General features: G+C 58.9%; 19 protein-coding genes, 1 other RNA gene and 1 pseudogene. 8 read left to right on the plus strand and 13 right to left on the minus strand.

The features are described 5' to 3' along the window. The 10 genes and pseudogenes from EYC79_RS18415 to EYC79_RS18460 form a co-directional block, all read right to left on the minus strand. Positions 1 to 377: pseudogene (locus EYC79_RS18415) on the minus strand (penicillin-binding protein 2); the annotation flags it as partial. Further along, positions 377 to 940 carry a cell division protein FtsL gene (gene ftsL / locus EYC79_RS18420; RefSeq protein ID WP_062426515.1) on the minus strand — a complete coding sequence of 188 codons (564 nt, stop codon included), beginning with the start codon at positions 938 to 940 and terminating at the stop codon, positions 377 to 379. The gene ftsL and the pseudogene EYC79_RS18415, both read right to left, overlap by 1 nt. A 1-nt stretch (position 941) precedes the next feature. Continuing rightward, positions 942 to 1,967, minus strand: coding sequence for a 16S rRNA (cytosine(1402)-N(4))-methyltransferase RsmH (gene rsmH, locus EYC79_RS18425; RefSeq protein WP_130978983.1), 1,026 nt, complete (start codon positions 1,965 to 1,967; stop codon positions 942 to 944). Between the two features lie 14 nt (positions 1,968 to 1,981). Continuing rightward, positions 1,982 to 2,422, minus strand: a complete 441-nt coding sequence (gene mraZ, locus EYC79_RS18430; protein WP_130978985.1) for a division/cell wall cluster transcriptional repressor MraZ — start codon at positions 2,420 to 2,422, stop codon at positions 1,982 to 1,984. Positions 2,423 to 2,811: 389 nt separating this feature from the next. Continuing rightward, an RNA gene (rnpB, locus tag EYC79_RS18435) (RNase P RNA component class A) lies at positions 2,812 to 3,215 on the minus strand. Between the two features lie 87 nt (positions 3,216 to 3,302). Further along, positions 3,303 to 4,493 carry an NAD(P)/FAD-dependent oxidoreductase gene (locus EYC79_RS18440; RefSeq protein WP_130978986.1) on the minus strand — a complete coding sequence of 397 codons (1,191 nt, stop codon included), beginning with the start codon at positions 4,491 to 4,493 and terminating at the stop codon, positions 3,303 to 3,305. Between the two features lie 112 nt (positions 4,494 to 4,605). Continuing rightward, positions 4,606 to 5,793: an FAD-dependent oxidoreductase gene (locus EYC79_RS18445; RefSeq protein WP_130978988.1), complete on the minus strand. Its 1,188-nt coding sequence runs from the start codon at positions 5,791 to 5,793 to the stop codon at positions 4,606 to 4,608. A 177-nt stretch (positions 5,794 to 5,970) separates the two neighbouring features. Next, the gene (locus EYC79_RS18450; protein ID WP_130978990.1) at positions 5,971 to 6,507 is read right to left on the minus strand and encodes a lytic transglycosylase domain-containing protein; all 537 of its coding nucleotides are present in this window, start codon (positions 6,505 to 6,507) and stop codon (positions 5,971 to 5,973) included. A gap of 247 nt (positions 6,508 to 6,754) precedes the next feature. Continuing rightward, a complete protein-coding gene (locus tag EYC79_RS18455; protein ID WP_130978991.1) occupies positions 6,755 to 7,522 on the minus strand; it encodes an N-acetylmuramoyl-L-alanine amidase in 768 nt (255 codons plus the stop codon). After that, complete coding sequence (locus EYC79_RS18460; protein WP_062426508.1) at positions 7,519 to 8,259, minus strand: J domain-containing protein; 741 nt, start codon at positions 8,257 to 8,259, stop codon at positions 7,519 to 7,521. The genes EYC79_RS18455 and EYC79_RS18460 overlap by 4 nt, the downstream gene beginning before the upstream one ends. 309 nt (positions 8,260 to 8,568) lie before the next feature. Between EYC79_RS18460 and EYC79_RS18465 the strand changes: the two genes are divergently transcribed. The 7 genes from EYC79_RS18465 (at position 8,569) to EYC79_RS18495 (ending at position 16,428) form a co-directional block, all read left to right on the plus strand. Next, the gene (locus EYC79_RS18465; protein ID WP_062440528.1) at positions 8,569 to 9,780 is read left to right on the plus strand and encodes a pyrophosphate--fructose-6-phosphate 1-phosphotransferase; all 1,212 of its coding nucleotides are present in this window, start codon (positions 8,569 to 8,571) and stop codon (positions 9,778 to 9,780) included. A 240-nt stretch (positions 9,781 to 10,020) separates the two neighbouring features. Continuing rightward, positions 10,021 to 10,656, plus strand: a complete 636-nt coding sequence (locus tag EYC79_RS18470) for a LysE family translocator (RefSeq protein ID WP_113178033.1) — start codon at positions 10,021 to 10,023, stop codon at positions 10,654 to 10,656. A gap of 121 nt (positions 10,657 to 10,777) precedes the next feature. Further along, positions 10,778 to 11,893, plus strand: a complete 1,116-nt coding sequence (locus EYC79_RS18475) for a lytic transglycosylase domain-containing protein (RefSeq protein ID WP_130978993.1) — start codon at positions 10,778 to 10,780, stop codon at positions 11,891 to 11,893. Between the two features lie 199 nt (positions 11,894 to 12,092). Further along, entirely contained in the window at positions 12,093 to 13,343 is a 1,251-nt protein-coding gene (locus EYC79_RS18480; protein WP_112956651.1) for a BtaA family protein, read from the plus strand. Further along, positions 13,340 to 14,017 (plus strand): class I SAM-dependent methyltransferase, encoded by a 678-nt coding sequence (locus EYC79_RS18485; protein WP_062598597.1) that lies wholly within the window; start codon positions 13,340 to 13,342, stop codon positions 14,015 to 14,017. Before EYC79_RS18480 ends, EYC79_RS18485 begins: the two co-directional genes overlap by 4 nt. Positions 14,018 to 14,172: 155 nt before the next feature. Then, a complete protein-coding gene (locus EYC79_RS18490) occupies positions 14,173 to 14,964 on the plus strand; it encodes a glycoside hydrolase family 25 protein (RefSeq protein WP_130978995.1) in 792 nt (263 codons plus the stop codon). 237 nt (positions 14,965 to 15,201) lie between these two features. Further along, the gene (locus EYC79_RS18495; RefSeq protein ID WP_113262189.1) at positions 15,202 to 16,428 is read left to right on the plus strand and encodes a lytic murein transglycosylase; all 1,227 of its coding nucleotides are present in this window, start codon (positions 15,202 to 15,204) and stop codon (positions 16,426 to 16,428) included. A gap of 422 nt (positions 16,429 to 16,850) precedes the next feature. Here the strand turns inward: EYC79_RS18495 and metF are convergent, their stop codons facing one another. Next, the gene (gene metF, locus EYC79_RS18500) at positions 16,851 to 17,747 is read right to left on the minus strand and encodes a methylenetetrahydrofolate reductase [NAD(P)H] (RefSeq protein WP_130978996.1); all 897 of its coding nucleotides are present in this window, start codon (positions 17,745 to 17,747) and stop codon (positions 16,851 to 16,853) included. A 1-nt stretch (position 17,748) separates the two neighbouring features. After that, a complete protein-coding gene (locus tag EYC79_RS18505) occupies positions 17,749 to 18,762 on the minus strand; it encodes an ArsR/SmtB family transcription factor (RefSeq protein ID WP_062599016.1) in 1,014 nt (337 codons plus the stop codon). Between the two features lie 298 nt (positions 18,763 to 19,060). On the opposite strand from EYC79_RS18505, the gene EYC79_RS18510 reads away from it, so the two are divergent. After that, complete coding sequence (locus tag EYC79_RS18510; protein ID WP_130978998.1) at positions 19,061 to 19,531, plus strand: VOC family protein; 471 nt, start codon at positions 19,061 to 19,063, stop codon at positions 19,529 to 19,531. Between the two features lie 77 nt (positions 19,532 to 19,608). Here EYC79_RS18510 and EYC79_RS18515 read toward each other — a convergent pair whose 3' ends face one another. Beyond that, on the minus strand, positions 19,609 to 21,951 hold the full coding sequence (locus EYC79_RS18515) for a methyl-accepting chemotaxis protein (RefSeq protein ID WP_130979000.1): 2,343 nt from the start codon (positions 21,949 to 21,951) through the stop codon (positions 19,609 to 19,611). Positions 21,952 to 22,149: the final 198 nt, after the last annotated feature.

A 22,149-nucleotide genomic window follows, 5' to 3' on the forward strand; every position in this document is an offset into this window, starting at 1 on the left:
ACCGTGCGCAGCTTCTCGATCGCCTCATCCACGTCAACGATGCGATGCGGTTCGGCAAAAAGCGACACGGTGCGGATATCGGTTGCCAACACTTCGCCATTGCGATCCAGAAGATCTGGACGCGAGGCCATCAGCCTGTCGGCGGGCGCAATACTGGAAACGGTTTCCTGCTGGGCCAAGCCATATTGCACCAGACGACCGCCGATGACGCCATAGAAGCAGACGAAGCCGAAAATCAGCAGGCCAACGCGGCTCTTGGCCTGCGAAGCGCGCTTCTTGCGTGCGCCCTCAAAGGCAGCATGGTCCGCTCCGCCGATCGTGCTGGCGGAAAAATGGGCCTTGCTCTTCAAAACCATGACGCGAGAGAGAAAAGACATCAGTCCACCGATCCTGTTATCGTTTCATCCATTTCGCCGGACTCGTCGCCAATCGGCGCTTTCGCAGCAGGCATTGGCTGCTTGGGCACACGGGCGACATGCGAGCGCGGTGCCGGTGCCGGAACAGGCTTGCCGCCAGTGGCGACGATCTGGCCGGCAGGTGCCGATTTCGGCTTGGCACCACCAAGTGTGGCGCCCGGCTTGGAGCCGTTGACAGCAGCAGCAATCACATCCTCGACGCTCATGCCCTCCGGCTCGGGCGGCTGGGGCAGTTGGGAACGCAACATGGGCAGCTCCTGCGGCTGTGCGAGTTGCGTCGGTAGCGTCGGCGTCAATTGAAGATCGGCCTGATACGCGTTCACCAGACGATGCAACCGGTTCGGCTGCGTCAGAAGCGCCCAGTCGGCCCGCAGAAGATCGATCGTATCGCGCTCGAGTTTGATTTCGGCTTCAAGCTTCTTGACGGATTCAAGCTTGAGATCGGCCTGATGCTTGATGGAATAGGTGACGACGGCCGCTGACACCATCACGCCGACGAGAATGAGGTCGAGTGTGCGCAGCATGTCAGCCTCCCATCTTTTCAAGGCTGGCGAGATCGGGAAGTTCGAAAATGGAAATGTCTGCCGGACGTGCCGGAGCGGTGGTGCGAATGCCGGCGCGCAGCTTGGCGGACCGGGCGCGCGGGTTCAACTCCGCCTCTTCCTCGCTCGCTGCAATCATAGGCTTGCCGAGCGAATCGAAGATCGCCGGCTTGTCTTCCACCATCGGCATGTGGCGAGACCCTGCCGCGCGGCCGGAACGATCGGCGAAGTACTTCTTCACGATACGGTCTTCCAGCGAGTGGAAGGTGACGACGACGAGACGTCCGCCGGGCTTCAACACCTGTTCGGCCGCAAACAAGGCCTTCGCCAGCTCGCCCAACTCGTCATTGACGAAGACGCGCAGCGCCTGGAAAACGCGGGTTGCGGGATGGATCTTGTCCTTCGCCTTGCGGGGCGTGACGATTTCGATCAGCCCGGCAAGGTCGCGCGTCGTGCGGAAGGGCTCTTCCGCGCGCTTCTTCTCGATGGCACGGGCAATGCGTCCTGACTGCTTTTCCTCACCGAGAAAGCCGAAGATCCGGATCAAATCGCCGACCTTGCAGCGGTTGACGACATCGGCCGCAGAGACGCCGGATGCCGACATGCGCATGTCGAGCGGTCCGTTTTTCTGAAAGGAGAAGCCGCGCTCCGCCTCATCGATCTGCATGGAGGAGACACCGATATCCAGGACGACGCCATCAAGGCCTTGTGCAGGCGCATGCGCTGCCAGATCGGAAAACTGCGATTGAATAAGAGAGAGCCGCCCGCCATTGGCGACAACCATCGGCTGGCCGCCAGCGATGGCAGTCGGATCACGGTCGAGAGCAATGACATTCGCACCGCGCTCGAGGATCGCCTGGGTATAGCCGCCAGCACCGAATGTACCGTCGAGAATGACCTTGCCTTCCGCGGGATCGAGCGCGCTTAGAACTTCGCGCAGGAGAACCGGAATGTGGCGAACAGGTCCGCCACCGGCATCAGAAGATCGTCCGCCAGAATTCGCCGCCATTCCGTGTCCCCGCCTTATACGGGACGAACAGCAGAAAAACTGCGCCCCGTTCTTGCCGCCGTCTGCGCCTCGTGAAACGCTTCCGGCTGCCACAACTGAAAATGATCCGCCCGACCGACAAAGGTCACTTCGGTGGTGATGGAGGTGAAGTCCCGGATGAAATCCGTGACCATCAACCGCCCTTCCCCGTCGAGCTTCATGAACACGCCGCCACCGTGAACCAGCAGCGACATTGCATTGGCTTCCGGCGAAAACGCATCCATCGACGCGATCTGCCGCTCGTAGCGATCCAACAGGTCCGGCCCGCCAATGCTGATGGCCGGAAAAGCGAAATCCTGAAGACAATAAAGCTCCTGAATGTCGCGTTGCGCCAGCACCGAACGAAACGCGGATGGAACCGAAACGCGCCCCTTGGCGTCGATCCTGTTCGTCACGTTCGATAAAAAGCGCCCCATATGACAACTCGCCAGAAACGCCTGAAGCCGCATGCTCAGGCGACACCGATACGCACGACAAATCGCTGACCGGCAGAACAAAAAGTCCTGCAGCCTTGGAAAGGCCTTGTCTCCGTTTCAGCGATTGCGGGTCAAAAACACGACCCCTTGTGGTGTGCATTTGGGATACCATGGGACACTATGGGCGTCAATGGGAGAAGGCGGCGCGAACCGACTTCGGATTCGAATATTCATATCCCGTTAAGTTTAACGAATGGTTTACCGGCAACCATTTCACGCGGCATCTCTGCCTTCCGTTACGGAAGTTTTAATGAAAAATAATTCAACGATAACAATGACCTATTGCGATCGCCGGAATCGGCTTCGCATGAGGAATGAAAAAGAGAGAAATCGCCAGTTGGCCTGTAAGCCGGGTTCTGTATGGCCCCGGTTTGACCCGGAACGTGGCAGCCATTCATCTGGGACGACATTTGCATGCCGCCTCGCGCAACCCACCCGGATGACTCGCCCAGAAACAGGCTGTAGGCACTGCTTTCGCGGCACCCCACGTCATCCCTATTCGGTCTTGCTCCCGGTGGGGTTTACCATGCCACCCCTGTTACCAGCGGCGCGGTGGGCTCTTACCCCACCCTTTCACCCTTACCACCTGAAAGGTGGCGGTCTACTCTCTGCGGCACTTTCCCTAGGGTCGCCCCCGCCGGACGTTATCCGGCACCGTGTTTCCGTGGAGCCCGGACTTTCCTCACCTTACCGCCTTTCGACATTGGTAAAGCGCGGCTGCCCGGCCAACTGGCACGCGCTCCTTAGACGGGTTCAAGATGAAAAGCCAACGGAAAATCGCCGCAAGTTGGGCTGCGGTTAAAGGGAGCCGCCAGACTTACTAAGCGAAGGCCGGTGCGAAATCCGTCTCGTATCCTTCGTCCTCGATATGGCCTTGGACCAACAGCACCGCGCCGAGCCGCCCGATCTCATCTGAACTCTTTGCGGCTGCGCCACAGCCGCCGGTCAGAACCGCAATCCGCCCAGACCCGCAATAACCGATCGCCGGATAGCCGCTTGGCGTGTAGGATGTGACGCAGCCCGCCATCGACAGTCGTGTCACATCGATGCTGGGAACAAGCATCTCTATGATTGCTGCGAAATTATCCCGCACCTCAGGCTTTCCGCCAGTCCGGAACCAGGCGCGGATCTCCGCATCCGTACCGAGCAGAATATTTTCCGGATCGCCGCCAATCTTCAGATAGGCCTTGCCATCGGGATAGACGACTGGCGGCAGAAGATAGATATGCTTGGTCGGGTCACTCGGCTCATAGATCAGCGACGGCATTTCTGAAAAGCCTCGAAGATCTGCATCATCGACCTCGAAGAATGCAACGGTGCGAGCATACACCTTCATCGAAAGTGGCTGCGGCAATAGCCCTTCCGCAATCGAAAATCCGCCCGCAGCCACGAGCACCTTTTCCGCCGTGTAGCTTTTGCCGGAGGCAGTGGTGACGGTCGCCACTCCACCCTCGTCCCGGACCGAAACGACAATATCGTCATAGCGCGTCACGCCGCGCTTTTCCGCTGCCAGGATTTGCGCCCGCACCAGTTCGCGTGGATTGATGTGACCGGCATTGCGCCTTTCGAAGACACCTTCGCAACCGCTTTCGAAGGAAAAATACGGGAAGCGCTCGATCAACTCGGCATCCCCAAAAACGTCGGTATCCACCCCAAGCGTCTCGGCCGCAGCGCAGACATTCTCGATATAGGGCACACCCGTGCCACGCGCCTTGCCGACAATCAGGCAGCCGAACTCGTGGTAGAAGCCTATCCCGCTCTCGCGCTCGATCTCCCGGTAGCGCCCAATCGAACGATTGGCGAGCCGCGCCCAATCCGCATCGTCATCGATGGTCCGCGTGATCCGCGCCGCATCGTAATGGCTGGCAAACACGCCCTGATGATTTCGGATGTCGGCGGGCTCATGCGGCCCGATCAGCGCCACACCATCCGATTCGAGAGACAGATGCCGGGCAGCAGCGGCCCCCATCATGCCCGCACCGACGACGATATATTTGAACTGCGCTGCCATAACTGCTCTCAACCGATTTCAGATTCTGCGTCAAAGACTTGTAGCGGCTTCCTGATTCACTGACAGAGGGATTTGAGGCTTTGATGAAGGACTGCGTCCGGACACATGGCCGTCAGACGAACACCGGCGCCATCTGCGCTGCAAAATTGTCCTCGCTCAACTGCCCCTCAAGAAGAAGCACCGCCCCAAGCCGGCCAATCTCATCGGAAGATTTGGCCGAAACGAAATTGCCACCGGTCAGCACCGCAATATTGGAAGACGATGTGTAGCCGATATAGGGGTAACCGGTGCGGGTAATGGAGGCAACACAGGAGCCGGAGGTGACGGGGCATCCTGCAAGAGCAGGCATCAACTCGATGGCGCGACGAACAAGGAAATCCACCTCACTTGCAGTTCCATCGGAATGGAACCACTGGACCGCCTGATCGAGCGTTTCCAGCCTGCCCTTCTCACTCTCCCCGCCAATCTTCAAATAGACCTTGCCATCCGGATAGCGAACAGGTGGCAAGATGTAGACGATGTCGTCTTCGCTCGCCGCCAGCACAATGGTGGAGGGCATGCCAGCAAAGGCTTCCTGCTTCTCCTCGTTCAGTTCGAAGAAGGCGATGGTGCGGCCTGTTGCCGCCATGTCCACTTTAAGAGGCAGAATGTCGGCCATATTGGTGAAGCCGCCCGCTGCGACGATCACCTTCTCCGCCGTGTATCGATGCCCCTCCGAGGTCTCTATTTCGACGCCTGAACCGCCATCGAAGACCTTCACCACCGTCTGACGAAGGATAGAAGCGCCCTGTTGCCGGGCAATCGTGATTTGAGCCTTCACCAAGGCGCGTGGATTGACGTAACCGGCATTGTGCGGCTCGAACCAGCCATGGTGATCGTCCGGCAGAGAGAACATTGGAAAACGAGAGGAAAGCGCGTCCGGCTCGTAGGTCTCGACTGTCAGACCCAGAGCGTCTTTCCTGCTCATAGCGCCCGAGACATAATCACCGGCCAGCCTATTGCCATCGCCGGTGAAGAGGCAGCCTACCTCGTGATAAAACCGGACGCCGCTCTTTTTCTCGATCTCGGCATATCGTTCGATCGAGCGCTTCGCGAGTTCCGCCCATACCGGGTCGCCGTCAAAACCGCGCGTGATCCGCGCCTCGTCATAATGGCTGGAGAACACGCCGTAATGGTTCTTGCGGTCTGTCGGTTCGGCAGGACCGATCAGCGCCACGCCGTCCGTCTGCGAGGAAAGATGACGTGCCGCAGCGGCTCCCATCATTCCAGCTCCGATCACGATGTATCTGAAGTCGGTCATCCTGCGCTCCCTCGTACAGCGCCGTGCGTACTATTGGACGCACAAAGGACGCTTTACCTTTTTGAATCGACGCATCGTGCTTTCCGAAAATCGCATCCGATTTTCGGGCCGATGCTGTCGCCGTTCTCGACTAACAAAATCTGCCGGCAGAAAGAAGCCCAAACCGCACCGACACGATCATCCCTGGAGCAGCGCCTGCACCTTGCCGCAATAGGCCTTCGACACCGGGTTCATGCGGGTTGCCCCATGCCCTGCATTGTAGCGCAAAATGGTGCTGCAGACTTCGCCGCCACCCAGTTGATGCGCCGTGGCGAGATATTGCATACCCCAGCGGATATTGGTTTCCGGATCGTAGAGCGCGTTCACCGTGCCGCGATAGCCCATCATCCGTGCGGTGGCGGGCTTGATCTGCATGAGCCCGACTTCGCCGGCACTTCCGCGGGCCTTCGGATTGAACCGGCTTTCCACCGAAACGACCGCATGCGCCAGGTTGGTCGGCACGCCGTAACGCTTGGCATATTTGACGATAAGATCGGAGTAATCGTTCTTCAGCGTGGCAGGAAGGGTTCGCTCAGGGATGGGGTAACCGGGTTTACGGAAATAGGTCTGCAGCGTCACGGTCTTGGTTTTCACGTCATCCTTGGCAACAACAATTCCGGTCTGCGCGGCCAGCATCGAGGTGCAGACCGAGACAGCAACAATCACTCTTCTCATCAGTAGAAATAGTCTCCAGTCACAAAGACATCCAGTAATGGACGCGCAAGGGCACGCATCGGGAAAGTCACGGGGACGATCCTCCGGAAAATCTTCGTCATTGATATTGACGGCGTCTAGGACAACACCCAGCCAGCCGCATTTCGATGCGGCGTTTAAAGTCGGCCAATAAGGATTTACTGTGGCAAGGGCCTGAGACCGCAATCTGGACCAGCGTCGATCACGCCGCTTTTATCGACAACGACGCCTACGCGCGCTTGAACTTCGGCAGTTGCGAAATCAACCGGTGCAGCGTGTCGATGGTGGAAAAATCGGCGATGCCATCCACCAGCGCAGGCCGGAAATGCCGCTGGAAAGCGGCGACTGCGCCTTCCGTCTTTTCACAATAACTGCCCGAAATTTCAACGCCGTAGCCATACAGCGACAGCATGGACTGCAAGGCCTCAACCGGTTGTCCGCTATCGCCGCGCTGGAAGAAGCGTCCGCCGCCGATTGGCGCGGGCTGGACCCAGTGGCCGACGCCCTTCTGCGACAGGATGTCCCATGGGAACTTCTCGCCCGGATCCACTTTGCGAACAGGGGCAATATCGGAGTGCGCGAGCACCCGCTCCGGCGCAATCGACCACCGCGCGCCACAGTCGCGACATAATTCGGCAACGGCGTCGATCTGGGCTTTAGGAAAATCCGGCAGTCCCGCAGGGTGGCCGCCATTTGCGATCTCGATGCCGATCGAGCGGGAGTTCAGATCGATTTCGCCCGCCCAGAAGCTCTTGCCCGCATGCCAGGCGCGGCGGCTCTCCGGCACCATCTGAATGACATGTCCGTCTTCAAAAACGAGGTAGTGGCTGGAAACCTGGCTTTCCGGGTCGCAAAGCCAGGACAGCGCGCGCTCGGCGCTTTCCATGCCCGTATAGTGAAGAATGATGGAATCGGGTGCGCTCACCCCCACCCGCTCGCCGTGGTTTGGCGAGCGCTGGACGCTGGCACCGGCATAATCCGGCAGAAAGTCACTCATGCGACGCGGCGTTCTCTCTCGATGGCCGCATAGGCGGCATTGAGTGCCGCCATACGCTCATTCGCAGCCGCATGCAATTCCATCGGAACGCCACGGGCAATGAGCTTGTCGGGGTGATGCTCGGCCACCAGCAGACGGTATCGCTTGCGAATATCGGAGAAGTCGTCGGATGGCGAAACGCCGAGGACGCGGTAGGGATCGCGACCGTCCATGTGGACATGGCGCGCCATGATCGTTTCGAAATGATCCTCGGTGATCCGGAAGATTTCCGCGATCCGTCCGAGAAAGGCCATTTCACGCTCGTGAATCAGGCCATCGGCCTTGGCAATGTGGAACAGGCCATCGACGACGCTTTCCAGCATCTCGCAATTTTCCCGGCCCGTACCGCAGAGACCCGCAAGCCGCTCGGCATAGGCCTCATAACCGGCAACATCCTGACGCGCGAGGTTATAGAGCCTTGCGACGTTCTTGGCTTCCTCTTCGGGAAAATCGAATATCTGGCGAAAGGCGCGCACCTCGGCATCGTTCACGACACCGTCAGCCTTCGCCATCTTGGCAGAAAGAGCAATGATTGCGACGGAGAAGGAGACCTTGCGGCGGGTTTCCGGATCGCCTTCGAAAACGGTGCGAACCGCTTCGATGACGCGACCCAGCACGTTTCCTGCCGCTTCGCCGATCGCGCCGAGCAGCCGCTCCCAAAGGGATGAAATGTGCAAACAGGCGAAATCGAACATCATGTCTCTCAGCATGACGGCTCCATGGTGTGAATGCAAGACGCATAAAGGTCGCAGATCATTAAGTTTTCGTCATCTTAGCTTCGCCTTATGCTGATCGTCTGACACCGTCGTAACAGCTTTTCCACAAGCCGGTTCCGAGGTCGTCGACACTTCTTGGCATTGAAACGATTATATTCGCCAAGCAGTTCACCGATATTCGAAAATACCGAGAAATACCCGTTTTTCTTGAGAAATTCACTTTACATGCAAAACAGGCTGTCGCATCCATTTGCCCCAACACGCATTGAGAACCGACAAAGGAGAGCCCCAATGGCCAAACAGAAAGTCGCAATGTTGACCGCAGGCGGACTGGCGCCCTGCCTCTCGTCTGCCGTGGGCGGATTGATCGAGCGTTACACCGACATCGCTCCCGAAATCGACATCGTGGCCTACCGCTCCGGCTATCAGGGCGTGCTTCTCGGCGACAGCGTCGCCATCACCAAAGAGATGCGCGAGAAGGCTCCCCTGCTGCATCGCTATGGCGGCTCTCCGATCGGCAACAGCCGCGTGAAGCTGACCAATGCGGCCGACTGCGCCAAGCGCGGACTGGTGAAGGAAGGCGAAAACCCGCTGCAGGTTGCCGCCGATCGCCTCGCCAAGGATGGCGTCACTATTCTTCACACCATCGGCGGTGACGACACCAACACCACCGCGGCAGACCTTGCCGCCTATCTCGGCGCCAATGGCTACAACCTCACCGTCGTCGGTCTTCCCAAGACGGTTGATAATGACGTGGTCCCGATCAAGCAGTCGCTTGGCGCCTGGACGGCAGCCGAAGTCGGCGCAAATTTCTTCGATAATGTCAGCAATGAACAGAGTGCAGCGCCCAAGACCTTCGTCATCCACGAAGTTATGGGCCGTCACTGCGGCTGGCTCACGGCTGCCACCGCACGCGCCTATATCCAGAAGGTCAAGGGCAACGACTATGTCGAGGGCCTGCTGATGGGAGAAGAGTTGAAGCGCATCGACGGTCTTTACCTGCCGGAAATGGCCTTCGACATTCAGGCAGAAGCGGCCCGCCTGAAGAAAATCATGGAAAAGAACGGCTTCGTCACCCTCTTCGTCTCCGAAGGTGCAGGCCTTGATTCGATCGTGGCGGAGCGTGAAGCGGCCGGCGAAGCGGTCAAGCGCGATGCCTTCGGCCATGTGAAGATCGACACGATCAATGTCGGCGGCTGGTTCCAGAAGCAGTTTGCAAGCCTTATCGGCGCCGAGCGCACCATGGTACAGAAGTCCGGCTACTACGCCCGCTCGGCCCCGGCCAATGGCGAAGACCTGCGCTTGATCCACAGCATGGTGGATCTGGCGGTCGAAAGCGCACTGAACAAGGTCTCCGGCGTCACCGGTCATGATGAGGACCAGGGCGGCAAGCTGCGCACCATCGAGTTCCCGCGCATCAAGGGCGGCAAGCATTTCGATATTTCGACGCCTTGGTTCTCCGAGGTGATGGACCATATCGGCCAGCCCTTCAAGGCGGCGTAACAGTTCCTGTCTCCCTAAATAATTAGGAAGACGTGATTGACGTGATGCATCCATCGGCCCGGAAATCCGTTTTGGTTTCCGGGCCGATGCTTTATTCCCCCATGGTCTTCTCCTGGAGGAATGCGTGGCTTTCGCACAACGCAGCGCGGGAAAGCCCGCATTGTTCCAAACTCCATGTGACGAAGGCTTTATTATCGCCTCATCGCTTGGTAAAAAGATGTGAAGGGCAAGGAGGTCGTCATGTCCGCACAAGTCTGGCTGGTGTTCTGCACAGCCTGTGCCATTCTTTTTGCGCTGCCATCGCCAATTGCTTTCAAAGTTGCAAATTATGCAGCGGTGCGCGGCAAGCGCACCATGATCGCTTCGGTCAGCGGCGCGACGCTTGGCGTCATGACGACATTTACCGCGGCTGCCATCGTGGTGGCTGGCGCGTCCTATGTACCCTCGTCCTTTCTTGATGTGATCCAATGGGCTGGAATCGGCTGGCTGATGCTGTTCGGCCTGTGGACGATCGCAACGCCTGCCGCGCGCGAATCACAGGCGGAGAATGACAATCTGCGCGCCAGAACACTCGGCGCCATCTTTATCGACTGCTTCGTCTTGGCGGCGCTGCGCCTGCGCTACTTCGCCTTCTTCATCGCCTTTCTGTCGCAGTTCATCAATCGCTCCCGCGACGTGGTGGAAACATTGACGCAGATGCAGGCCGCGACCCTGGTCCTGTCCCTCCTCTGCCTCACTCTGCAGGCCACTTTTGCCCGCTCGACGATCGCCATGGTGCGTCGTGCATCGGTGACGAAAAAGGTCCGAAACAACCGCGGAACGCGCTTCATTACCGGCCGCGCCGTCTCCGCCGGCTATCGTCGCATCGCCGCCTGAAACACATATGACGCCTCCCGTCTTGCCGGAATCCTTACGATAGGTTAATGATCCGCCCAGGAGACTGCGTGCTTCGTTTGATACGGGGGCATCAACGGGCAGGCAAAGTAGAGGCGGCAGCATGATATTTTCTGGCAATTTGCGCCGTGGATCGGCGTCACTTTTGTCGTCCACCATGGGCTTGACGCTGGCATTGGCAGGATGCACCAGCGTCGAATATTCAGCAAATTCCAACGTTCATTCCCCGAAGATTGCGGCCGCACCCGTCGCAGCGCCGGCAACCGCGGCAGGTCCCGTGGCCCCTGGCACGCAAACGACGACCGAGGGCCATCAGCCCGGCACCGTAGCAGCGGCAGCGACCAACGCGCCGACAGCAGCCGATGCGGCCTCCCCGGTTCAGGTCGCATCCAGTTCCGCGACAACCCCTATGCCCTCCACGCCGGCCCTCAAGGGCGGTCGTGTCGCCCTTCCCCCGGCAGCAGAAATTGCAGCCGCAGCCGCAATCTCCGCACAGATGCAATCGCCGACCGGCACGCCACAAATGGCATCGGCGACAACGGCAGCATCGCTTGGCGCAACGCCTGTTGCCGCGACGGCGATGACGACCAATCACGCAGCCGGCCTTCAGGCCGCAGCAAACACTTCCGCCACCGCATCCCTTCCGCAGGTCGTAGCCGTCAAGGGCTCCTTCCCACCGGCCCCGCCACCACCCGGTACGCCATCGGCGGCCCCTGTGCAGTTGACGGAAGACATGGTGCGCGCGCAAACGATCGTGCCGCTGCCCAAGCCTGACAGCACCGTTCTCGCCTACGCTTCCGCCCCGCAGAACGCAGCGCTGGCTGCGATCAGCACACGCGAGGGTCTCAGCACCGGGCCGCAGCCCGTCGGTCGCGAGAAGCTCAGCGGTCTGATCTCCAAATACGCCACCATGTACAGCGTCCCTGAAGATCTGGTGCACCGCGTCGTCATGCGCGAAAGCCGCTACAATCCCGGCGCCTATAATCGTGGCCACTTTGGCCTGATGCAGATCAAGCATGCCACTGCCCGTTCCATGGGTTTCAGTGGCCCCGCCTCCGGCCTTTTCGATGCAGAGACAAATCTGCGCTATGCCGTCAAATATCTGAGCGGTGCGTGGAAGGTGTCGGAGAACGATCGTGACGGCGCTGTGCGTCTTTATGCCCGCGGCTATTATTACGACGCCAAGCGCAAGAACATGCTCCACGTCCTGCGTCAGTAGCAGAAAGCTCTATTCCCTCAATTGTCTATGGTCTGACCTGCCCTTGAACAAAGGGCAGTTGAACGCCTTCTGCGGCATTGCTCCGGGCACCGTTTGTATCAACGCGTGCTAACGTTGCGACTGCCTCCCGCTCCTCCCGTCATTAAACTGTTGCGTCCTGACGCTACACGCCTGTCACCCGAACGATAGGTGGAATCATATGACGAGTGCTGCCCCCAAAACCGGCTTCAGCAAGAATACCAAGCTCAAGGCCGCCCTTCTGCAGCACAAGGCGCTTTCGACCAGCGGCCTGTCGGAGCGGCTGTTCGGCATGCTGTTTTCCGGCCTCGTCTATCCGCAAATCTGGGAAGACCCGGATGTCGACATGCAGGCCATGGAGCTTTGCGAAGGTCATAGCATCGTGACTATCGGTTCGGGCGGCTGCAATGCGCTGGCCTACCTGTCGCAGAGCCCGAAAAGCATCGACGTCGTCGATCTCAACCCCCACCACATCGCTCTCAATCGGCTGAAGCTCGCTGCCTTCCGCCACCTGCCGAGCCATGGCGATGTCGTGCGCCAATTCGGCAAGGCCAATATCGGCTCCAACAGCGAAGGCTACGACCGCTTCATCGCCCCGAACCTCGATGCGCAGACGCGCGCTTATTGGTCGAAGCGCACGATTGCAGGACGCCGTCGCATCTCCGTTTTCGATCGCAACATCTACCGTACCGGACTGCTCGGCCGCTTCATCGGCGCCGGACACCTCCTGGCGCGCCTGCACGGCGTCAAGCTCCAGGACATTGCAAAGACCCGCTCGATGGAAGAGCAGCGCCAGTTCTTCGACGAGAAGGTGGCACCTCTCTTCGACAAGCCGATGATCCGCTGGCTGACCAAGCGCAAGAGCTCTCTCTTCGGCCTTGGCATTCCACCGCGCCAATATGACGAGCTTGCCAGCCTCTCGGACGGCAACACCATCGCACCCGTCTTGCGCAGACGCTTGGAAAAGCTCGCCTGCGACTTCTCCCTGAAAGACAATTACTTTGCCTGGCAAGCCTTCGCCCGCCGCTACCCCGATGCCAGTGAAGGGACGCTACCGGATTATCTGAAACCCGAATATTACGACGCCATTCGCAAGAATGCCGATCGTGTCACGGTCCACCACGCCACCTTCACCGAGCTTCTGGCGTCCAAACCCGCCTCGTCGGTGGATCGCTATGTGCTGCTTGATGCGCAGGACTGGATGAGCGACGTGCAGATCAACGAGCTATGGGCCCAGATCAGCCGCACGGCGACACCCGACGCACGTGTGATCTTCCGCACGGCGGCAGAAAAGAGTGTCATCGAGGGCCGCCTCTCCGCCGATATTCGTGCCCAATGGTCCTATCTCGAAGACCGCTCGCTCGAACTTAACGCCAAAGACCGGTCGGCCATCTATGGCGGCTTCCACATCTATCAGAGGGCATCGGCATGAAGAGCATCGGAGACAGCGTCGGCCTCGCAAACGCCCAGCATGCGACCTTGATGGACAGAATGTACCGCCATCAGCGGCACATCTACGACATCACCCGCAAATACTATCTCCTCGGACGTGACCGCACGATTGAACGTCTGGATGTTCCCCATGGCGGCAGCCTTCTCGAGGTCGGCTGCGGCACAGGCCGCAATCTCCTGCTCGCCGCCCGTCATTTTCCGCTCGCCAAGCTCTACGGTCTCGATATCTCCGCCGAGATGCTGAGTACGGCGGCAGAGAACTTCTCGGGCAAGGTGGCGCGTCCGACACTGCGCGTTTCCGACGCCACCACCTTCAGGCTCGGCGAGTTTGGCCGCAGCGAAGGGTTCGATCGCATCATGATCTCCTATGCGATCTCGATGATTCCCGAATGGGAAAAGGCCGTGGAGCGTGCCCTCCTGTCGCTGGCACCGGGCGGATCACTGCACATCGTCGATTTCGGCCAGCAGGAACACCTGCCCGTCTGGTTCCGCAGCCTGCTGCAGGCGTGGCTGACGAAGTTCCACGTCACGCCGCGTGCAAACCTGCGCTACGTGCTGGAGACGCTTGCCGGAAGCCATAATGCATCCCTGGAGTTCGAGCCGCTCGCCCGCGGCTATGCGTGGCGTGCGGTGCTGACAATGCCGAAAATTTGAGAAAGCCGCCTTACCGCGCAGCAATGAATTCTCATCCATCCTCTTGTCATAACCGCTTGTTTACCCTGTTATGGTAAATGCGGATTAACGATATGCCGCGTCGGCCAATGAGCCAGCGCGCGCAATCGGCGGGAACTCATTCAACTGGGAACATCATGCGGCGGCTCATTCCGGCTCTTCTTGGCACCTTGCTGGTCCTTAGTGGCTGCACCTCGACCAGTTACGATTTCCTCGAGACTGCCTCCGTCGCACGACCGAAGTTCAAAGATAACGATCCGCACGATTTCGGGCGCGATTCGCCACACAGGCACGAGGTCCATGGCATCGACGTTTCCAAGTGGAATGGCGAGATCGAGTGGGCTACCGTGCGCAAGTCCGGTGTATCCTTCGCCTTCATCAAGGCGACCGAAGGCACCGATCGCCTCGATTCCCGATTCGAAGAATATTGGCGCGGCGCGTCCGCAGCCGGTGTGCCGCACGCGCCTTATCACTTCTATTACTTCTGCGCGCCCGCCGATGCGCAGGCTGACTGGTTCATCCGCAACGTTCCGAAGGAATCAATGAAGCTGCCGCCGGTGCTCGATGTGGAGTGGAACCCCGCCTCCCCGACCTGCAAGACGCGCCCGTCACCCGATGTGGTTCGCTCCGAAATCCAGCGCTTCCTCACCCGCATCGAAAACTACTACGGCAAGCGCCCGATCATCTATACCAGCGTCGATTTCCACCGGGACAACCTGGTCGGCCAGTTCAAGAACTATCATTTCTGGGTTCGTTCGGTCGCAGCCCATCCATCGGAAATCTATCCGCAGCGCCAATGGGCTTTCTGGCAATATACCGGCACGGGCGTCATTCCGGGCATCAGCACCCCCACCGACATCAACGTCTTCTCCGGAAGCGAGAAGAACTGGCGCACATGGGTCGCGTCTGCCTCCAACGCCCGCAGCTGACGACGAACGAAACGCCAGATCGCCGTGGGTAGCGAGTTCAGTTGCCACAAAAGCGTATACCACTTCTGCGCGACCTGCTTTGGACTTGCTTTTTGAGCCAATACAGGCAGATGTGCGACGAAATAATCGCAGGGGCGACGAAACAAAACCTCGGCGATTGTCTTTCACGATCTTGCCCATGCTTCCGCCACAAAGGGAAGGAAACCAGTGGGCCAATCGCACATTTGAGGAATTCTGATGTTCAGCTTCTCGCAACGCAGCCTGGTTCTTGCTGCCACTCTTTTTGCCTTGTCCTGCGGTTCTGCGCTCGCCGTGACCCCAACCGTCTCCCCCGATGATCCAAAGCAGGTTCCCTGCGGTGGCGATCTGTCGACCTTCCTCAAGGGCGTGAAGGACGAAGCCGTCGCTAAGGGCGTTTCGGCAGAGGCTGTCGACAAGGCGCTCGCCGGCGCCCAGATCGACCAGAAGGTTCTTTCGCGAGACCGCGCCCAGGGCGTCTTCCGCCAGACCTTCCTTGAATTCTCACAGCGCACCGTCAGCCAGGGCCGCCTGGACATGGGCCGCAAGAAGCTTCAGGAATATTCCTCCACCTTCAAGCGCGCTGAAGACGAGTTCGGTGTTCCCGCTGGCGTCATCGCCGCCTTCTGGGCGATGGAAACCGATTTCGGCGCCGTACAGGGCGATTTCAACACCCGCAATGCCTTGGTCACGCTGTCGCATGATTGCCGCCGTCCAGAGCTCTTCCGTCCGCAGCTGATCGCACTCACCGAAATGGTCCAGCATGGCGATCTCGACCCTGCGACCAACACGGGTGCATGGGCTGGCGAAATCGGCCAGGTGCAGATGCTGCCGAAGGACATTATCGCATTCGGCGTCGATGGTGACGGCGATGGCCACGTCAACGTCAAGGGTAGCTCGCCGGACGCGATTCTAACGGCTGCGAAGTTCATCCAGCACCTCGGCTTCAAGAAGGGTGAGCCCTGGATCCAAGAGGTCTCAGTACCGGAAAACCTGCCGTGGGAAAAATCCGGCCTTGGCGGCACCATGACCGCTGGTGACTGGTTCAACCTTGGCGTCACGCCGCGCGATGGCGACAAGAAGTTCGCCAATCTCCAGGCAGCGCTCATCATGCCGCAGGGCCGCAAGGGACCGACCTTCCTCACCTACCCGAACTTCAACATCTATCTCGAGTGGAACCAGTCCTTCATCTACACGACCTCGGCGGCCTATTTCGCCACACGTCTGATGGGCGCTCCGGTCTACAACAAGGGCAACCCGGATCCCGGCCTCAACGATGCCGAGATGAAGGAACTGCAGACGAAGCTGGATGCCAAGACACATGATGTCGGCAAGATCGATGGCATTCTGGGCTCCGGGACGCGCATCGCCGTTCAGCGCGAACAGCAGCGCCTGGGCCTCCCCGCCGATGGCTGGCCGACCCGCGAGCTCCTCGACAAGCTTTAATAATCTGAGACGATCGGATTCTATGAAAATGGCCGGGGGAAACCTCGGTCATTTACTTTTTTTACGACCGGAATAACGAAATCTTCACCGTGTAATATAAGTTGTTTTTCAATAGATTGCTGCCGCAATTTCACCCAGAACCGGCCTGTTTGGTGTGCAGCGCATCATAAAAAGCGCTTTTCAAAAGACACAAAAGGGTCATAATACTTACTGTCAACGAACAGGAGGCAGAGCATGGGACTTACAAATTCTCTTAATGCCTTGGCAGTCGGCGTGGCGTTTGCGTTTGTCGGATTGATGCTTTTCATCTGACGAAGCGTTGGGGTTTAGGACGCCCGGCCGCAAGTTGATCCTCATAAGCCATTAAAAAAGCGCAGGTTTTTCTACCTGCGCTTTTTTTATTTCCGTTTACAGCGGCGCGATCAGGCGGCAGATTTGCGCGCCGGCCGGAAGCCGACATTCTCTAGAACGGCATTGACCAGTGGTGCGCGGTTCATCGTGTACAGATGGAATTCGTTAACGCCGCGACGCTGCAGGTCGAAGATCTGCTCGGCAGCCACATCGGCGGCAACCTTGGCACGACCGACCGGATCATCATCATAACCGGCAAAGCGCTCGTCGAGAAAAGCTGGAATGCTGGTGCCGCAGCGACCGGCAAAACGCTTCAACTGCGTGAGGTTCTGGATTGGCATGATACCCGGCACGACCGGTATTTTGATACCGGCTTTGGTGACGCGCTCCATGTAACGCTCGAAGATATCATTGTCGAAGAAGAATTGTGTCAGCGCCCGCGTTGCGCCGCTATCCGCCTTGAGCTTCAGCATCTCGATATCGACGGCGTTGCTTTCGCTCTCCGGATGCTTTTCCGGATAGGAGGACACCGAAATCTCGAAGTCGCCCAGTTCCTTCAAGCCGCGCACAAGGGCAGCGGCGTTCTCGTACCCTTCCGGGTGCGGTTTGTAGGCCGTACCAATCCCCGTTGCAGGATCGCCGCGAAGCGCGACGAAATGCTTGACGCCCACATTGCGCAGCTCTTCCACAACCTCGTGTGTCTCGCGCTTGCTGGCATCCACGCAGGTCAGGTGCGATGCCGTCGACAAGCCTGCCACCGAGATCATCCGGCGCACTGCTTCCAGTGTCGGCGCCTTGGTGGTGCCCCCTGCCCCATAGGTCACGGACACGAAGTCCGGGTTCCAGCGCGAGAGGTCTTCCACCGTTTCCCAAAGCTGCACATCCATATCGGGGCTCTTCGGCGGGAAGAACTCGAAGGAGAGCTTGAAGTCGCTGGAAGGGTTGCGGTCGATCTCTGTCTTGGTCATGTCATGCCCTCCCGGCGGAAACGAATTGAGGCTCTGCGGATTGATCCCCGGCAATCAGCAGGCGCGGGTCGCGTGCAACCCAGATGGTGACGTCCAGCGACTGGGCGGATGCCTTGCCGGAATGCAAGTCCATCGACTTTTCCGGCGAGAGACCGGCCTTCTTCAGCCACTCTTCCATGGTCTGGTTCGAGAATCCCAGGCGGACATGCGCATGCTCTTCTCGCAGATATTCCAGCGAATGGGGCGCCAGATCGATGATCACCAGACGGCCATTGGGGCGCAGCATGCGCGCCGCCTCGGCAATCGCCATTTCCGGATGATCGAGAAAATGCAGAACCTGGTGCACGACGACCAGATCGAAATCCTGGCCTTCGAGCGGCAGGTTGAGAATATCGCCGTGACGCACGGAGGCATGCGCCACACCCACCTTGTCCAGATTGGAGCGCGCAACAGCCAGCATGTCGCGACTGGCATCGATGCCGATGGCACGGCGATAAATGCCGCTAAGAAGCTGCAAGATACGGCCGGTACCCGTTCCGAGATCGAGCATCGAATCAACCGGTGTCGTACCGATGAGCTTAAGAAGCGCCGCATCGACGGCCTCATCACTGACATGCAGGCGGCGAAGCTCGTCCCAGGCAGAGGCGTTACGGCTGAAATATTCCTGCGCGCGTGTCGCGCGCACACGCTTGACGGCCGCAAGTCGTTCACTGTCCCGCGATAGAACGGCGTCGGCAGAAGAAGCAAGCGACAGCAACTGCTTGACGAGTTCGGCAGACTTGCCATCCTGCTTCAGGCGGAAGTAAGCCCAGGCACCTTCCTGATACCGGTCGATCAGATCTTCTTCGGCCAGAAGCTTGAGATGACGCGAGATGCGCGGCTGCGACTGACCGAGAATTTCGGTGAGGTCGGTCACCGTCAAGTCACCGGCAGACAGCAGCGCCAGCAAGCGAAAGCGCGTCGGCTCCCCCGCTGCCTTCAACAGATCCACCAGATTATCCAACCCGAGCGCCAAAGCCGCAACCTCATCCAATCAACATATAAAGATATCTTTATACGATTAGCGAACAGATGCAAGACTGGACTTGCATCTGAAGGCGAAAACCAGTGGAGGAGCGCCCGCGCAAAATGTCCTTCCCGCGACCGAACACCTCTCGGCCGGCCACCAAGGGTCGCTTCCACCAAGATCAGCGGCTTTCCGCCACTGGAAATTTCTGCAAAGAATGCCTTGACCTCAACTAAGGTTGAGGTCGTACCAACACGAGCAACTCACAAGCCAGCCCCGAAGCAGGCGCATAACCAGGAGTACGCTCATGATTTCCCTCAAAGGTCTCTACGAAACCCATTTGACCGTTTCAAACCTTGATCGATCCATCGATTTCTACCGCGATGTCGTCGGGTTGGAGCTGGCACATGTCATACCCGAAAGAAACGTTGCGTTCTTCTGGGTTGCAGGTCGCGGGACCTCCATGCTGGGCCTGTGGTCCATACACAGCTCTCCACTGCGAAACCGGCTTCACATCGCTTTCCAAACAAGCCTTGAGCAATTGCTGAAGTCTTCCGACTATCTGCGCTCCAAGGGCATCACTCCACGCGACGGTGCGGGATCGGAGATCGAAGAGCCCATCATCTTCCCCTGGATGCCGGCTGCCAGTGTCTACTTTGATGATCCCGATGGCCACTCACTGGAGTATATCGCGCTCCTGCCAGATCAGCCTCGCAGAGACATACCCGGGACGCTAACCTTCTCCAAGTGGAAGCAAATTGCCGCTGGTCAATCTTAAAGCAGACACTGCTCCATAAAAAAAGAGAGGCGGAATGATCTCCCGCCTCTCTCATTAATCTAGGGCGTGGACCGCTTTCAGAACTCGGTCCACTCATTTGCAGCGACGGCTGCGTTGCCATGCGTCATCGGAGCCGAGCGCATGCGAGCGGCTTGTGGCTGCGGCGCCGGTCGTGAAGATGCTGCGTGACGCATCGTTTCGCCCATGCCGCGCAATTGGCTTGCGGCGTGGCCAAGCTCGAACTGCGAGAGAAGCTCCTTAAGCTTGATGCTTTCCTGCGCAAGTGCGGCGCCAGACGCACTCATCTCCTCCACCATCGCGGCGTTCTGCTGGGTAGCCTGATCCATGTGGTTGACGGCGTGATTGACTTCGGACAGCCCCACAGACTGCTCTTGCGCGGCAGTGGCGATGGCGTCCATGTGGATATTGACCGACTGTACGAGCTCGGCAATTTGCGAAAGACCTGAACCGGTGTCGCTGACGAGGCGAACACCTTCGCTGACCGCGACGGCGGAGTTGCTGATCAGCTGCTTGATCTCCTTTGCCGCACTGGCGGAGCGTTGCGCCAATTCGCGCACTTCCTGCGCGACGACCGCAAAGCCCTTACCCGCGTCGCCAGCGCGTGCCGCTTCAACACCGGCGTTCAACGCCAGAAGGTTCGTCTGGAACGCGATCTCGTCAATGACGCTGATAATCTGGCCGATCTGCTTCGAGGACCCTTCGATCCGCTCCATCGCAGCAACGGCGTTGCCGACGACCTCACCGGAATGATCGGCCTTCTTGCGGGCCTCGAGCACCACGTCGCGGGCTTCATTCGTGCGTCTGGATGTCGCCGTCACATTCGCCGTGATCTCTTCGAGCGCAGCAGCCGTCTCCTCTAGAGAAGCAGCCTGTTGTTCCGTACGCTTGGAAAGATCGTCGGACGCGTCCGATATCTCCCTGGAGCCGCCGGTGACTGTATCGACAGAGCCCCCGACGCTTACCAGGGCTTCGCGCAACTGGCGGACCGAGGTGTTGAAATCGTGGCGCAGTCCCTCGAACTGTGCAGCGAGAGGCTCATTGACTTCGCAAAGCATGTCTCCCGCCGCAAGGCGTTTCATGGCCGAGGCAAAGGTGCCGGTGGCCTGCACCAGTCGTGCTTCGGCCTCTTCTTCCGCCTGTCGCTGCATTGCCACGCGCTCGTTCTCCGAACGAACACGATTGGCTTCGGCCTCTGCTTCCAGCTGCTTGTTACGGATCGCAGCTTCGCGGAAGACCGCCACGGAGCTCGCCATGCCGCCGATCTCGTCGTTGCGGCTCGCACCATCGATCGTAACGGAAAGATCGCCATCAGCAAGCTGGCGCATGCTGCGGGTCAGGGCAGAGACTGGCTTCGTCACACGGTTGACGACGATGACCATACCGGCGACGCCGATCGCCACAGCAGCAACGAGAAGTACCGAGTAGAAGATAAGGGACTGCAGATAGGCCGCTTCATGCGCCATCGCGACGCGGTTCAGTTCGTCCATGGCAAGCGAAGCGACCGAAGCAATCGTGCCCAGCGCAGCCGTGACCTTAGGGCGCCATTCGTCGATGGAGACGCCGCCAGGCTCACCGGCCTTCAGCTTGCTGACGATTGCGGAACGCCAGCCAGCAAAATCACCCTTGAAATATCCATTGTCGGCCTTGACCAACTCATCCTTCAAGGTCTGAGCGACATCGGGGTGATTGATGAGGACGCGAACGGACTTCCAGGCGAAATCGACACCTGCATCCGCCGATGTGACGCTGATCACCTCGGCCGGGTTCAAACCGCGGTTCGCAGCGATCGCGCCGTTCATCACGACCGTACCGGTACCACCCAGCGCACGTGCGGCCCACGCCTGGGCACGGATCTGGATCAACGCGACCGAGCTTGGATCGAGATTGCGCATCTCACCTTCGATTGCCAGCGAGGAGGCCTCAAGCGAATTGAGGAATTCCGTACCCAGATCGAGCGTTACCTTGTCGAGGCCCTTTTCCCGTTGCTCCAGTTCAAGCGTGATGGCCTGGTCGATCTTCTTTCGATGAGCAACGAGCCGATCATACATGGAGCGAGTGGTCGCCATGGCGCTACCAATTTCTGGCGTCACCACGGTTTCGCTACCAGCCAATGCTTGAGAGATCGCGGCATCGACCTTAGCCCGCGCCTTTTGAACGGCTTCGTAGGATGTGGCGCCCGCGGCGCGCGACATCGTCAACGCAGTCGCACTATCGCCGCGCTCGCTGCGAAAGTTCAAGAGAACATTGAATAGAGCGCGATCGAGGTCTGCCAACTCGTTGACCGACTGGCTGACCTTATATTGCGAGTATGCCGAATAGGTCAAAGAACCGACGATGCCGCAGAGCATGATGCTCACAAGCAAAAAGGCACCGACAAGAATATTCCTAATAGAAAACATGGGTCCCTCAAAAAGCGGAGCCGCACGATTTGGAAAATCTTGACCGCGCGGGAAAGGTTGATGCTATGCTTTCCCAACCTAAGCGAGTGCGGCATAAAATTTGGTAAACCCGGGTCGAGTTTCGTGATGACGGCAACAAAGAGTTGCAAATCAATAGAAAAAAGGCACCGGCTTTCGCCGATGCCTCGTCCTCATTGC

Origin of the sequence: Agrobacterium cavarae (assembly GCF_004310285.1) — a bacterium.
Classification (GTDB): domain Bacteria; phylum Pseudomonadota; class Alphaproteobacteria; order Rhizobiales; family Rhizobiaceae; genus Agrobacterium; species Agrobacterium cavarae.

Coding starts and splice junctions, on each gene's coding strand:
- EYC79_RS18440 (WP_130978986.1), bottom strand. CDS start 4,493: ATGGCAGCGCAGTTCAAATATATCGTCGTCGGTGCGGGCATGATGGGG.
- rsmH (WP_130978983.1), bottom strand. CDS start 1,967: ATGGCGGCGAATTCTGGCGGACGATCTTCTGATGCCGGTGGCGGACCT.
- mraZ (WP_130978985.1), bottom strand. CDS start 2,422: ATGGGGCGCTTTTTATCGAACGTGACGAACAGGATCGACGCCAAGGGG.
- metF (WP_130978996.1), bottom strand. CDS start 17,747: ATGACCAAGACAGAGATCGACCGCAACCCTTCCAGCGACTTCAAGCTC.
- EYC79_RS18475 (WP_130978993.1), top strand. CDS start 10,778: ATGATATTTTCTGGCAATTTGCGCCGTGGATCGGCGTCACTTTTGTCG.
- EYC79_RS18465 (WP_062440528.1), top strand. CDS start 8,569: ATGGCCAAACAGAAAGTCGCAATGTTGACCGCAGGCGGACTGGCGCCC.
- EYC79_RS18480 (WP_112956651.1), top strand. CDS start 12,093: ATGACGAGTGCTGCCCCCAAAACCGGCTTCAGCAAGAATACCAAGCTC.
- EYC79_RS18515 (WP_130979000.1), bottom strand. CDS start 21,951: ATGTTTTCTATTAGGAATATTCTTGTCGGTGCCTTTTTGCTTGTGAGC.
- EYC79_RS18450 (WP_130978990.1), bottom strand. CDS start 6,507: ATGAGAAGAGTGATTGTTGCTGTCTCGGTCTGCACCTCGATGCTGGCC.
- EYC79_RS18460 (WP_062426508.1), bottom strand. CDS start 8,259: ATGATGTTCGATTTCGCCTGTTTGCACATTTCATCCCTTTGGGAGCGG.
- EYC79_RS18470 (WP_113178033.1), top strand. CDS start 10,021: ATGTCCGCACAAGTCTGGCTGGTGTTCTGCACAGCCTGTGCCATTCTT.
- ftsL (WP_062426515.1), bottom strand. CDS start 940: ATGCTGCGCACACTCGACCTCATTCTCGTCGGCGTGATGGTGTCAGCG.
- EYC79_RS18445 (WP_130978988.1), bottom strand. CDS start 5,793: ATGACCGACTTCAGATACATCGTGATCGGAGCTGGAATGATGGGAGCC.
- EYC79_RS18510 (WP_130978998.1), top strand. CDS start 19,061: ATGATTTCCCTCAAAGGTCTCTACGAAACCCATTTGACCGTTTCAAAC.
- EYC79_RS18490 (WP_130978995.1), top strand. CDS start 14,173: ATGCGGCGGCTCATTCCGGCTCTTCTTGGCACCTTGCTGGTCCTTAGT.
- EYC79_RS18455 (WP_130978991.1), bottom strand. CDS start 7,522: ATGAGTGACTTTCTGCCGGATTATGCCGGTGCCAGCGTCCAGCGCTCG.
- EYC79_RS18495 (WP_113262189.1), top strand. CDS start 15,202: ATGTTCAGCTTCTCGCAACGCAGCCTGGTTCTTGCTGCCACTCTTTTT.
- EYC79_RS18485 (WP_062598597.1), top strand. CDS start 13,340: ATGAAGAGCATCGGAGACAGCGTCGGCCTCGCAAACGCCCAGCATGCG.